The 13072-nt window shown below is 62.1% G+C and carries 11 protein-coding genes and 3 tRNA genes; 6 read left to right on the top strand and 8 right to left on the bottom strand.

All coding sequences use genetic code 11. The annotated features are described in order from the left end of the window. Positions 1-70 precede the first annotated feature (70 nt). The 5 genes from DDF70_RS04500 (at position 71) to DDF70_RS04480 (ending at position 2867) form a co-directional block, all read left to right on the top strand. Complete coding sequence (locus tag DDF70_RS04500) at positions 71-727, top strand: LysE family translocator (RefSeq protein ID WP_114943674.1); 657 nt, start codon at positions 71-73, stop codon at positions 725-727. Positions 728-843: 116 nt separating this feature from the next. After that, complete coding sequence (locus tag DDF70_RS04495) at positions 844-1197, top strand: lysozyme inhibitor LprI family protein (RefSeq protein WP_114943673.1); 354 nt, start codon at positions 844-846, stop codon at positions 1195-1197. Between the two features lie 297 nt (positions 1198-1494). Beyond that, positions 1495-1710 carry a hypothetical protein gene (locus DDF70_RS04490; RefSeq protein WP_114943672.1) on the top strand — a complete coding sequence of 72 codons (216 nt, stop codon included), beginning with the start codon at positions 1495-1497 and terminating at the stop codon, positions 1708-1710. Between the two features lie 146 nt (positions 1711-1856). Next, positions 1857-1934: transfer RNA gene (locus tag DDF70_RS04485), tRNA-Pro, on the top strand. 381 nt (positions 1935-2315) lie between these two features. Continuing rightward, complete coding sequence (locus DDF70_RS04480) at positions 2316-2867, top strand: DUF1003 domain-containing protein (RefSeq protein ID WP_170316029.1); 552 nt, start codon at positions 2316-2318, stop codon at positions 2865-2867. Positions 2868-2889: 22 nt separating this feature from the next. Here the strand turns inward: DDF70_RS04480 and DDF70_RS04475 are convergent. The 7 genes from DDF70_RS04475 to DDF70_RS04445 form a co-directional block, all read right to left on the bottom strand. Further along, a tRNA-Val gene (locus tag DDF70_RS04475) sits at positions 2890-2965 on the bottom strand. A gap of 82 nt (positions 2966-3047) precedes the next feature. Then, on the bottom strand, positions 3048-3326 hold the full coding sequence (locus DDF70_RS04470; RefSeq protein ID WP_009490969.1) for an HU family DNA-binding protein: 279 nt from the start codon (positions 3324-3326) through the stop codon (positions 3048-3050). A 196-nt stretch (positions 3327-3522) separates the two neighbouring features. Then, positions 3523-5949 (bottom strand): endopeptidase La, encoded by a 2427-nt coding sequence (lon, locus tag DDF70_RS04465; protein ID WP_114943670.1) that lies wholly within the window; start codon positions 5947-5949, stop codon positions 3523-3525. Positions 5950-6178: 229 nt separating this feature from the next. Beyond that, the gene (gene clpX, locus DDF70_RS04460; protein ID WP_114943669.1) at positions 6179-7447 is read right to left on the bottom strand and encodes an ATP-dependent Clp protease ATP-binding subunit ClpX; all 1269 of its coding nucleotides are present in this window, start codon (positions 7445-7447) and stop codon (positions 6179-6181) included. 221 nt (positions 7448-7668) lie between these two features. Continuing rightward, positions 7669-8301 carry an ATP-dependent Clp protease proteolytic subunit gene (locus DDF70_RS04455; RefSeq protein ID WP_009490965.1) on the bottom strand — a complete coding sequence of 211 codons (633 nt, stop codon included), beginning with the start codon at positions 8299-8301 and terminating at the stop codon, positions 7669-7671. 76 nt (positions 8302-8377) lie between these two features. Continuing rightward, positions 8378-9745, bottom strand: coding sequence for a trigger factor (gene tig, locus DDF70_RS04450; protein WP_114943887.1), 1368 nt, complete (start codon positions 9743-9745; stop codon positions 8378-8380). Positions 9746-9855: 110 nt separating this feature from the next. After that, positions 9856-9940, bottom strand: a tRNA-Leu gene (locus tag DDF70_RS04445). A 174-nt stretch (positions 9941-10114) separates the two neighbouring features. Here DDF70_RS04445 and DDF70_RS04440 point away from each other — a divergent pair. Further along, the gene (locus DDF70_RS04440; RefSeq protein ID WP_114943668.1) at positions 10115-11479 is read left to right on the top strand and encodes a multicopper oxidase family protein; all 1365 of its coding nucleotides are present in this window, start codon (positions 10115-10117) and stop codon (positions 11477-11479) included. On the opposite strand, the gene DDF70_RS04435 is transcribed toward DDF70_RS04440, so the two are convergent. After that, positions 11472-12959, bottom strand: coding sequence for an NAD(P)H-hydrate dehydratase (locus DDF70_RS04435; protein ID WP_114943667.1), 1488 nt, complete (start codon positions 12957-12959; stop codon positions 11472-11474). The genes DDF70_RS04440 and DDF70_RS04435 overlap by 8 nt on opposite strands. Positions 12960-13072 lie beyond the last annotated feature (113 nt).

Genomic DNA, 13072 nt, shown 5'->3' with positions numbered 1-13072 from the left:
GGGCGCGGCGGCTCTCGATGAACCTGCCTCGCTCCCGTAGCAGGCTCGCTGTCTGCCCAGAGGCCAAGGCATGCCGGATCTGTCGACCTTTCTCACCTTTTATGCCGCCGTGCTGGCTCTTCAGCTCGCTCCCGGCCCGGATATGGTTCTCCTGCTCAGCCGCGGTGTTGGGCAAGGCCGGCGAACGGCCGTTCTAACCGCCATTGGCATGACCCTGCTGGCCGGGCTCGTCCAGCTGCCTCTCCTGGCCCTGGGCGTCACCTCCCTGATCAAAGCCTCGCCCTTTGCCTTCGAGCTGCTTCGGTGGGCCGGTGCCGCCTATCTCGTTTGGCTGGGCGCCAAGCTTCTGATCGGTTCATTCGGCCCCCATAGCCTCGTCCGCAAGGCTCCGCAGCCTGTGTCCGACCTCGCGGCTCTGCGCCAGGGCATGATCAACAATCTGACCAACCCGAAGGCCATGGTCTTCATGCTCGCCTTCCTTCCGCAATTCGTCGATCCCGATAACGGATGGCCCGTGACGGCCCAGTTGCTGTTCCTGGGAGGGGTCCAGAAGATTTCCGGCTTCTTCATTCTCGGTGCCGTCGCGGTGGGGACCGGGACCATCGGCGAGTGGCTTGCCCGGCGCCCGGGCCTGATCGCCTGGCAGGAGCGATGCGCCGGGCTCATCATGGTGGGACTTGGCCTGCGCCTGGCCCTTATGGGCGACGCCTCGGCGCTGCGTCGCTGAGCAGCCCTCGCTTCACCCTTCCTTAAGGCTGTCGTCAGATCGTTCGGCCCTTCATGGAGCCTCCATCGCCGGGAACCGTTCTCTCGCCAACGTGAGTTCTTTCGGGGATACCTTCCATGACGGGAAAATCTCTCTGCCTCGCCATCCTCTCACTCGTCTTGATAGGAGGTTGTCAGCCCGCCGGGGCTGCCAGCTTCGATTGCGCCAAGGCAGAAACACCGGATGAGAAAGCAATCTGCGCAGATCGGTCCCTGAACGATCAGGATGTCGAGATGTCGGTTCTCTATACGCAGCTCAAGCCGCTGCTGGGTATGGGCGCCCGCGGCGACATGGAAGACGCGCAAGTCACCTGGCTCAAGCGGCGAGAATCCTGCGGTGGGGACCGTGCCTGCCTGGGCAAAGCCTATGAAGAACGCGTGATGCAGCTGAGAGGAGGGTTCGAGGCCCTCGCCAAGCGTGGTCCGTTCTAAGCCTACCAACAAAAAGCCCCGCACGGAGGCGGGGTCTTGCGCAACAACGCAGGAGTGAAGCAACCGCCGTAAACCGGTTGCTGAGAGCGCTGTGGCACTGGGGGCGCCGTGGGACGCTCTCAAGGAAATTCATATCCTTTGATCGCGTTATAACCTACACTTCTTCTGTGGGATGGTTAAGCTTCCGTTTCTTTCGATCGTTGGAGCCCTTGATGACGTGTCCTGGCGCACACCTGCCCTGCCGTGAAAATGCCACCTTGGCTGCACTTCCTTAGCGTCAACCATACGGGACGAAACATGCGCGCCATTCTCGCACTGCTTTGCCTCTTCTCGGGACTGCCGGACGATGCCTCGGCAGAAGGCTTCGATGCAGCCCAGGAGAAAACCGAGAAGTACCGGTCGCTCCTGTCTGAACTCGCTTCCTCAGGTACGTCTCCGGGGATCGAAATGGCGACCGATCTGCCCGAGGGGCTCAAGCAGGCCATCGAAGCTTGGACCGGCCCACGCCTATAGCCATTTGTGCCACCGGTCCGTTTCCCGACCACGAGTTCTCAACCTCGCCTCACACGCAAGGCAACTGCGACTTTCCACGCCCCACGCGATTTCAGGGGTTGCGCGAGCGTCCGTTAAAAGTTAGAGGAACCAAGCCTTTCGGCAGTCGGAGCGTAGCGCAGCCCGGTTAGCGCACTAGTCTGGGGGACTAGGGGTCGGAGGTTCAAATCCTCTCGCTCCGACCATTTATTTCCTTGAAGCTCAAAGCTTGTACGAGCCGGCCGCAGGGCCGGCTTTTTGCTGTCCGGCCTCAATCCCGGACGTGCTTAGCTCAAGGCCCCCTGAGTTACGGACCTGACACGAAAAGCCCGCCCCAACCGAAGCTGGAGCGGGTGAGTCTCAGGAGCAATCCTTGGAGGGATCATTCCCAAACTCTATCCGAACCGGAATGTTTCATCGGTCAGGGTGCGGCGTTCCAGCCCGATCGGCGATTCGTTCGGGCGTCGGTCTTAGAAGAAGCTGAACTTCTTCGGAGCGACGGCCGTTCTTATCCATTCATTGGGCCAAGAGCTAAGGACCTTGCCGTGAAGGAGACCGAGTCAGTGTATCCAGTAGAGGAACGGCGCGTGAGCCCTAGCACTCCTCCCATCGAGCCCAATGTCCTGGCATCGGTGCTTGAGCGCAATATCGATGCCCTGCGCAACAAGCGACATGAGGACGAGCGGAAGGCCAGCCTGCAGGACCGGATCGCGGAACTCGTCACCCGTTTCTCCGGCAGCATGGCTTTCGTCTATGTACATCTGGCGCTGGTTGCGAGCTGGGTCGCGATTAATCTTGGCCTCATTCCCATTATCCCCGTCTTCGATCCGACTTTCGTCATTCTCGCGACCTTTGCCTCGGTCGAGGCGATCTTCCTCTCGACCTTCGTGCTGATCAGCCAGAATCGGGCGGCCGTGGAGGCCGACAGACGCGCGGAGCTGGACCTTCAGACCAATCTTCTGTCCGAACATGAGATCACGCGCCTTCTGACCCTTACCCGCGCTATTGCCGCACATCTCGGCATCCAGGAGGCGAACGATCCGGGACTGGAAGAACTGGAGCGCCACGTGGCGCCTGAGAAGGTGCTCGACAGACTGACAGAAAGCGAAGACGCTGCTCGCCGTGAAAGCGCTCAATGAAGGTGCGGCACTCGACGGGAAATGGTGGGCGGTGAGGGACTCGAACCCCCGACCTGCGGTGTGTAAAACCGAAGCTCTACCAACTGAGCTAACCGCCCGATGGACCTGACATAAAAAGAGAAGGCCAACAACGCAAGCGTCGTCGGCCCTCTTTAGCAACGAACATCGCCTGAAAGGCAATTACTTCGCGTTGACGGCATCCTTCAGGCCCGCGCCGGCGCGGAACTTCGGGGTCTTGGAAGCGGGAACCTTGACCTTCTCGCCGGTACGCGGGTTGCGCGCCTCACCGGCAGCGCGGTTGGTCACAACGAACGTGCCGAAGCCGACGATCTTGACCTCATCACCCTTCTTCAGAGCGCCGGTGATCGCCTCGATGGCGGCGTCGATCGCGTCACCAGCCTGGCCACGCGAAAGGCCCACCTTGTCGGCGACGGCCGCAACGAGCTCGCCTTTATTCATAGTCCTATCCTCCAGTGATCACGGCGGTCGCAAAGGAAATGGTCCACCGTTTCAGGGACAATCCGTTTGGCGCAAAGCTTGTCCGTAGGCAAGCCCCGAAGTCGCTGAAATCAGCCGTTTATTTGCACTTTTTACCAAAAAATAAGCCCCTGGACCGTGGTCCAGGGGCCTCTATCGTTACGTAAGGCGCTTGGCTTTAGTGAGCGATCACACCGGCCGAGTCGTCCTCGACACCGGGCTTATGCCCCTTGAGTTCCGCAGCCTCATCCCATTCGATCCGCTCCGGCATGCGAATTAGGGCATGCTGGAGAACCTGATCCATCATTGAGACCGGCACGATTTCCAGGCCGTTCTTCACGCTGGCCGGGATATCCGCCAGATCCTTGGCGTTCTCCTCGGGGATCAGCACCTTCTTGATGCCGCCGCGCAGAGCCGCCAGGAGCTTCTCCTTCAGGCCGCCGATGGGAAGCACCCTGCCCCGCAGCGTCACCTCGCCCGTCATGGCGATATCGCGGCGAACCGGGATACCGGTGATGACCGAGACGATGGCGGTCGCCATGGCGATACCGGCCGAGGGACCGTCCTTGGGCGTTGCGCCTTCCGGCACGTGCACGTGGATGTCGCGACGGTCGAACAGAGGGGGCTCGACGCCGAAATCGAGAGCACGGGAGCGGACATAGGAGGCCGCTGCCGAGATCGATTCCTTCATGACGTCACGCAGGTTGCCCGTGACGGTCATCTTGCCCTTGCCCGGCATCATGATGCCTTCGATGGTCAAGAGCTCGCCGCCGACCTCGGTCCAGGCCAAGCCAGTAACCGCACCGACCATGTCCTCCGTCTCGGCCTCGCCGTAGCGGTAGCGCGGCGGTCCGAGGAACTCAGGCAGGTTGTCGGTGGTCACCTCGACCGACTTGACCTTGGAGATCAGGATCTCCTTCACGGCCTTACGGACGAGATTGGCGAGCTCGCGCTCCAGGTTACGCACGCCCGCCTCACGGGTGTAGCGGCGGATCAGCATGAGGAGAGCCTCATCGCCGATCTTCCACTCCTTCTCCGCCAGACCGTGCTTCTGCATGGCCGAAGGGATCAGGTGGGTGCGCGCGATCTCAGCCTTCTCCTCTTCGGTGTAACCCGCGATGCGGATCACTTCCATACGGTCGAGGAGCGGAGCCGGGATGTTGAGCGTGTTGGCCGTCGTCACGAACATCACGTTGGAAAGGTCGTAATCGACTTCCAGGTAATGGTCGTTGAAGGTCGAGTTCTGCTCAGGGTCGAGAACCTCAAGCAGGGCCGCCGACGGGTCACCACGGAAATCCATGCCCATCTTGTCGATCTCGTCGAGCAGGATGAGCGGGTTGGACGTCTTGGCCTTCCTCATCGACTGGATGATCTTGCCAGGCATCGAGCCGATGTAGGTCCGACGGTGACCGCGGATCTCGGACTCGTCCCGGACGCCGCCGAGCGACATGCGCACGAATTCACGCCCCGTGGCCTTGGCGATCGACTTGCCGAGCGAGGTCTTACCCACGCCGGGAGGACCGACGAGGCAGAGGATCGGGCCCGTGAGCTTGTTGGCGCGCTGCTGCACGGCCAGGTACTCGACGATGCGCTCCTTGACCTTGTCCAGGCCGTAGTGATCCGAGTCGAGCAGATCCTGGGCGGCCTTGAGGTCCTTCTTCATCTTCGAGCGGCGGTTCCACGGAATGCCGAGCAGCCAATCGAGATAATTGCGCACGACGGTCGCTTCCGCCGACATAGGCGACATCTGGCGGAGCTTCTTCAGCTCGCCCAACGCCTTTTCGCGGGCTTCCTTCGTGAACTTGGTCTTCTCAATCTTCTCCTCGAGCTCGGCCAGCTCGTCGCGACCTTCGTCGTCGCCGAGTTCCTTCTGGATCGCCTTCATCTGCTCGTTGAGGTAGTACTCGCGCTGCGTCTTCTCCATCTGACGCTTCACGCGGGTCCGGATGCGCTTCTCGACCTGGAGAACGGAGATCTCGCTCTCCATCATGCCGAGAACCTTCTCCAGGCGCTGAGCAACGGTCGGCGTCTCCAGGATCGCCTGCTTGTCGGCAATCTTGATGGCCAGATGCGAAGCGATGGTGTCGGCGAGCTTTGCAGGCTCGTCGATCTGCGTCACGGCGGTCACGACCTCCGGCGACACCTTCTTGTTGAGCTTCACGTAGTTCTCGAACTCGGACACGACGGAGCGGGCGAGAGCCTCGGCCTCCACCTGATCGCCGAGGGAATCCGGAAGCGCCTCAGCCTCGGCCTCGTAATATTCATCCGTGCGGGTATAGGCCTTCACCTGGGCCCGGCTCGCGCCTTCCACCAGCACCTTCACGGTACCGTCGGGCAGCTTCAGCAGCTGCAGGACGTTGGCCAGGGTGCCGACCTTGTAGATCGCATCCGTGGACGGATCGTCGTCCGTCGCATCGATCTGGGTGGCCAGAAGAATGTGACGGTCCCCCTTGACCACTTCCTCAAGCGCCCGGATCGACTTCTCACGGCCGACAAAGAGCGGCACGATCATGTGTGGGAAGACAACAATGTCGCGCAGAGGCAGAACCGCATAGGTTCCGGTCGAGCCTGGAACGACAGGCTGACGTGGCTTCGATTGTGTCATGAGACGGTATCCTTTTGACTGCGTCCGACGGTCCCCTCGGATGAGCTGGAAGTCAGACGGATAACCGGAATGCTCAGGCTTTTGTTTTGGGCTGCACCCGGTACATCGGGCTCTCCCTCGGAAGATGAGCGGACAGCACCGGCGCAAGAGACAATGTGGCGTTGCGAACCCACCGTTTCAAGAAGATGGCCCGCAACGCTTCGTTTCATGGGAAAGCCCCCGTCGGCCCTCAAGCGCTGGCGCTTGCGGCCTGATCGTTGCGCTCGCCGTGGATGAAGAGCGGCTTGGCCTTGCCCTCCACGACCTCGGGCCCGATCACCACCTGTTCGACGGAATCCAGCCCCGGCAGGTCGTACATGGTCTCCAGCAGGATGCCCTCCATGATGGAGCGCAGGCCGCGGGCGCCGGTTTTCCGCTCGATCGCCTTGCGGGCGATCATGGACAGAGCCTCGTCCTGGAAGGTCAGGTTCACGTTCTCCATCTCGAAGAGACGCTGGTACTGCTTCACAAGCGCGTTCTTGGGCTCCTGCAGGATCTTCTTGAGGGCCTCCTCATCGAGATCCTCGAGGGTGGCCAGGACCGGCAGACGGCCGACGAATTCGGGGATGAGGCCGAATTTCAGCAGGTCCTCGGGCTCCACGGAACGGAAGATCTCGCCCGTCCGGCGGTCGTCGGGAGCCTGGACGGTTGCCCCGAAGCCAATGGACGTGCCCTTGCCGCGACCCGAGATGATACGCTCAAGTCCGGCGAAGGCGCCGCCGCAGATGAACAGAATGTTCGTGGTATCGACCTGCAGGAACTCCTGCTGCGGGTGCTTGCGGCCACCCTGAGGAGGCACGGAGGCGACAGTGCCTTCCATGATCTTCAGGAGAGCCTGCTGCACGCCCTCGCCCGACACGTCCCGGGTGATCGACGGGTTGTCGGACTTGCGGGAGATCTTGTCGATCTCGTCGATATAGACGATGCCACGCTGGGCCCGCTCGACATTGTAATCCGAGGCCTGGAGCAGCTTGAGGATGATGTTTTCCACGTCCTCGCCGACATAGCCCGCCTCGGTCAGGGTCGTCGCGTCCGCCATGGTGAACGGCACATCCAGGATCCGGGCCAGGGTCTGCGCGAGCAGGGTCTTGCCCGAACCGGTGGGGCCGATCAGCAGGATGTTGGACTTGGCCAGTTCGACGTCGTTGTGCTTCGTCGCGTGCGCCAGGCGCTTGTAATGGTTGTGGACCGCCACCGAGAGCACCTTCTTGGCGTGCTCCTGGCCGATGACGTAGTCATCCAGAACGCGGCTGATTTCCTTCGGGGTCGGCACCCCGTCACGGGACTTCACGAGGGACGATTTCGACTCCTCGCGGATGATGTCCATGCACAGCTCGACGCATTCATCGCAGATGAAAACCGTCGGGCCAGCGATCAGCTTGCGAACCTCATGCTGGCTCTTGCCGCAGAAGGAGCAGTACAGCGTACTCTTGGAGTCGTTGCCGCCAGCCTTGGTCATTATCACATCTCCAATCCGTGCCGGGACAGCCCCTGCCGACCCAACACTCCTAAGTTATAGGCGACGAAACTAACAAAATGTTCCGCCGCTAAGAATCGAACGCCCAAATCGCCATGCTCCCGAATCCATATGCAATCATGCGGAGGCCGCCTGATCAATAGAAACGAGATTACTCGGCAAAAAGACGCACCTGGGGGAATTTTGTCCCCAGGTTTTAAGGGTTAAGCCGGGGTGGCGGCCGGCTCGGGACGCTTCTCGATCACCTGGTCGATCAGGCCGAACTCCTGGGCCGCCTGGGCGGTCATGAAGTTGTCGCGCTCGAGGGCCCGCTCGATCTCTTCGTAATTGCGGCCTGTATGGCCGACATAGATCTCGTTCAGGCGGCGCTTGAGGGCCTCGCTCTCACGGGCGTGGATCATGATGTCCGTAACCTGACCCTGGTAGCCGCCGGAGGGCTGGTGGACCATGATGCGGGCGTTCGGGAGGGCGAAGCGCATACCCTTTTCGCCCGCGGTCAACAGGAGGGAGCCCATGGAGGCCGCCTGGCCGACGCAGAGGGTCGAGACGGGGCAGCGGATGAACTGCATCGTGTCGTAGATCGACAGGCCCGAGGTCACGACGCCGCCGGGGGAATTGATGTAGAAGGAGATTTCCTTCTTGGGGTTCTCGGCCTCGAGGAACAGAAGCTGCGCCACGATCAGCGAGGCCGAGTAATCTTCAACCGGACCCGTGAGGAAGATAATCCGTTCGCGCAGAAGGCGCGAATAGATGTCGAATGCGCGCTCACCGCGGTTCGACTGCTCAACCACCATCGGGACGAGCGTATTGTTAAAGAGCGCTACCGGATCTCTCATTGTCTCACTGCTCCAATTCGGCCGCGCGGATGCGCGGCCGTGCATTTCAGCAAGCAGCGAGACGCTTAAGGGAGCGTTACTCGCCCTTGCCGGCTTTCTCTCCGCCCTCGTCCTCGTCGCTGAAGAGGACGTCCTTGGAGACGGTCTCCTCGTTGACCTTCACCTGGGACAGGATCTGGTCGACGACTTTCTCCTCGAACAGAGGCGCCCGGATTTCAGCGAGGGCCTGCGGGTTCTTCTGGTAGAACTCCCAAACCTGCCGCTCCTGGCCGGGATACTGGCGGACCCGCTCGATGAGGGCCTGAGTCACCTCGTCGTCGGAAATCTTGATATCGGACTTCTCACCGATCTGCGCAAGGACCAAGCCGAGGCGAACACGACGCTCGGCGATCTTGCGGTACTCGGCCTTGGCCTCGTCTTCCGTGGTGCTCTCGTCCTCGAAGGTGCGGTTGTTCGACTTCATGTCGCCGACGACCTGCGCCCACACGGCCGAGAACTCCTGCTCGACCAGGGTCGGGGGCAGCTCGAAGCTGTACTTGGCATCGAGGGAGTCAAGGAGGTCCTTCTTGACCTTGCGGCGAGACTGCGCGTCGAAGTCGCGCTTGATGGCGTCGCGGATCGCGTCCTTGAGCTTGTCCAGGGACTCCATGCCGAAGCCCTTGGCCATCTCGTCGTCGATCTGCAGCTCGCCGGGAGCCTCGACTTCCTTCACGGTCACGTCGAACTCGGCGTCCTTGCCGGCCAGGTGGGCCGCCATGTAGTTCACCGGGAAGGTGACCTTCACGAGCTTGGTGTCGCCGGCCTTCAGGCCGAGGAGCTGGTCTTCGAAGCCCGGGATGAAGGTGTTCGAGCCGAGCTCGACCCGGATGTCCTCACCCTTGCCGCCTTCGAATTCCGTGCCGTCGATGCGACCGACGAAGTCCACGACCACCCGATCGCCCTCGGCGGCAGCGCCGTCCTTCGTGTCGAAGGAGCGGTTCTGCTTGGCCATGCGCTCGAGCGATTCGTTGATCTCGGCATCGGTGACCTCGGCCACCGGCTTCTTGACCGTCACGTCGGAGAGATCGGCCAGCTCGAAGATCGGCAGTACCTCGAGGGCGACGGTGAAGGCCAGGTCGCCCTTGGCCTCCATGGCCTTCTCGACCTCTTCCTGGCTCTCGGGGAACTGGATCTGCGGCTCGTTTGCGAGCTTCAGGTCGTTGTCCTCGACGATCTTGCGGTTGGCCTCGTTGACGGCGTTCTGCAGCACGTCGGCCATGACGGAACGGCCATAGACCCGACGCAGATGTCCCACCGGGACCTTACCAGGGCGGAAACCCTTGATCTGGACGCGATCCTTGAGGGTCGTCAATTCGCTGTTCAGGCGCTCTTCCAACTCGGTGGCCGGGAGCACGACCTTGAACTCTCGCTTCAAGCCTTGGGACAGTGTTTCCGTCACCTGCATGGTTCTGTTCGCCTTCATTCACTCGAAAATTTCTGTCAGGCTCCGGCCGATGCGGCGTCACGCCGTCAACCAGGCCACTCGGAGCCTCCGGATACCAACCCTGACGGGATTGGTGCGGGCGGAGGGACTCGAACCCCCACAACTTTCGTCGCTGGAACCTAAATCCAGTGCGTCTACCAATTCCGCCACGCCCGCGCGGGAGCGGCGCGCGAAACGCACCCCTCTTCCGGGACGCGGCTCTATAGCACGGTTAAAAGACAGTGCATCAAAAAAGTTCGTGTGCGGCCAGATGGCAACCAAACTTGGCCGTTCGCGTTCAAGGCTGTACCGATGTTTCCCATTCGCACGCCTTGAGACGGAGCCGCCTCCATGATCACCCGCCGCGCCGTCACCGCCGGTCTCGCCACGACCGTGATCGGGCTTGCCGGGCGGGCAACAGCCCAGACCGCCACGCCCTCTCCTGTCAGTGTAGATGGTTTGAAGGGCAACGGCCTCGGTTGGACCGTCACCGCCAAACCTCGGTCCCTGCGCCTGCGTCCCGATGCAGCCAAGGATGCCGACCTTTGGATGTTCAATGGGGAAATGGCTCCGGTCTTCAGGCTGAAGCATGGGGCCGAGGTGCGGCTGTCCTTCGAGAATGAAACGCCCCAGCCATTGTCGCTGCATTTCCATGGAGTCAGGGGACCGAATGAGATGGATGGCGTGGGTGGCCTTACGCAGAAACCTGTGGGTCCCGGCGACAGTTTTTTCTACATATTCACACCACCTGATCCAGGCACTTTCCTGATCCGCCCTTGTGTACTGGGCAGCAGCGCCCAACCGCAGGAGCGTGGTCTCTCGGGCATATTGGTCGTAGAGGACGCTGAAACTACCAAAATCGACCAGGACGTTGTGCTGCTCGTGGATGATTGGGCTCTAGCAGAGGATGGCAGCCTCGCTCTTGATGAGCCCGCCCCAGCCGGGCGCTTGGGCAGCTTTCTTAGTGTCAATGGAAAGCCTCCCCTGCAGCAGATCGAGGCTCCGCCAGGTGGACAAATCCGTCTGCGTATTGCCAATGCATGCAATGCCCGTGGCATGCGCCTGAGGTTCCTTGGGCTGAAACCCAATGTCATCGCCGTGGATGGGCAACCCTCCAACACCTTCGAACCTCTGTTGGGCTCCCTGCCTTTAGCTCCTGGGAACCGGTATGATCTGCTCATCACCATGCCGACGGAGGCTGGCTCGGCCGGTATGGTGATGGCCTCGATTGCTAATGGTCTCCCTCTCCTTGAAATCATTGCTTCTAGCGACAGTCGCGTGAATCGCTCCGCAATGGATCCTCTACCCCTCAACCCGAAGCTTCCGGATGCCATCAAGCTCCAGAATGCCACGCGCAGGGATGTAGTGATCAACGGCGACCTGAAGGCACTAGCCACCCCTTGGACCGTCAACGGGGTCGCAGGCCAGCCTTCAAATGCCCCACTCGTCAAGGTCAAGCGTGGCACGCCAGTAGTCCTCGCTCTCAAAAACGAGACCGGTTTCGTCCAACCCATGCACCTGCACGGCCATTCGTTCCGGCTGCTGCATCCGCTCGACGACGGGTGGGAGCCCTATTGGCTCGACACGGTTCAGGTGCCGGAAAACAAGACGATCCGCATCGCCTTCGTGGCCGACAATCCGGGCAAGTGGCTCCTGGCCTCGACGATCATGGAACGGTTCGACGCGGGCTTGTGGACCTGGATCGAGGTTACCTGAGCAGGTCCCGCAGCACGCCCGGCACCAGTTCCGCCAGATCCTCCGAGATCAGTCCCGGACCGAAGCTCGCCCCGGCCTCGCCATGGATCCAGGCTCCGGCGCAGGCCGCCTCGAAGGCTGGGACATGCTGCGCCATCAGCCCGGCGATGAGGCCGCAGAGCGTGTCGCCCGAGCCGGCAGTTGCGAGGTAGGGCGTACCATTATCGTTGATAGCCGCCCTTCCATCAGGAGCGGCGATGACGGTGTCGGGTCCCTTCAGCAGCACCACGGCGCCCGTATAGGCGGCGGCCCGGCGGGCCCGCTCGATTTTCGACTCCGGGTCGAGAATATCCGGATGACCTTTGAACAGGCGGCCGAACTCACCGTCGTGGGGCGTCAGCACCGTTGGGGCGTGACGGAACACCCCGTGGAGTTCCGACGCCAGCCCCTCGAAGGAGGTCAGGGCATCGGCGTCCAGGACGAGATTTCGCCGCGCCTGGACGGCAACGGCCACCATGGCGCGGGTCCCGGCATGGACGCCGAGGGCGGGGCCCAGGACGAGGGAATTGAAGCGGGCATCCTGGAGGATCGTATGCAGCCCCTCGGGACCGTCGCAGCCCTTGAGCATGATGGCCGTGAGGTGGGCGGCATTCACCCCAAGGGCCTCCGGTGAGGACGCCACGGTGACGAGGCCGGAGCCGATCCTGAGAGCCGCCCGGGCCGCCAGCCTGGCCGCGCCCGTGCGGGTCGCGCCGCCGGAGGCGACAAGGGTATGGCCGCGCTCATATTTGTGGGAAGCGAGGCCGGGTCGGGGAAGGGAGCGGAGCCACAGGGCCGGGCCGTTGGCGAAGAGGCTTCCTCCCTTGGCCTCGAGGATCTCCCGCCCGATCCCGATATCGGCCACCTCGACGGGCCCGCCATGAGCCCGGCCCGGCATCAGGAGATGGCAGGGCTTCCGGGCCGCGAAAGTCACCGTGCGGACGGCTTTCACCGCGATGCCCCGCACCGCTCCGGTCCCGCCGTCGATGCCGGAAGGCAGATCCACGGCCAGGATCGGCCTGCCGGATCCGTTCATGCGGTCGACCACGTGCCGGGCGGCACCGTCGAGATCGCGGGACAGGCCGGTGCCGAAGAGGGCATCGACGATCAGGTCCGCCTCCTGGAAGGACAGATCCTCGACCGGCTCCACCTCCCCCGTCCAGTCCCGTGCGGCTTCCGCCGCATCGCCTGTCAGGCGCCCCAAGGAACCCAGAAGGCCGAGCCTCACCCGATAGCCCCGCTCGGCCAGGATCGTGGCCGCGACGAAGCCGTCTCCTCCGTTCTGTCCAGGCCCGCACGCAACCGCGACCCTGCTGCCCGGAGAGGCTAATTTTTCGGCAGAATCGACGACCGCGCACCCTGCCCGTCTCATGAGTTCGATGCCCGGAATGCCCCTCGCCATGGCCTCCAGGTCGGCTTGTTTCATTTCGGAGGGGGTCAGAACGAGTTCAGAGGCTGTCATGGGAGCAAAATGAACGCGTTTTCGGGGATTTGGCGAGCTTTTCCGCAACTGCACAAACTTTGATCATAATATGCCCATCAACTCGGCAAATTGGCCCACTTTGAATCGACGAT

The sequence above is a fragment of the Microvirga calopogonii genome, assembly GCF_003347665.1.
Taxonomy (GTDB): domain Bacteria; phylum Pseudomonadota; class Alphaproteobacteria; order Rhizobiales; family Beijerinckiaceae; genus Microvirga; species Microvirga calopogonii.
This window is presented reverse-complemented; position numbering and strand designations above follow the sequence as displayed.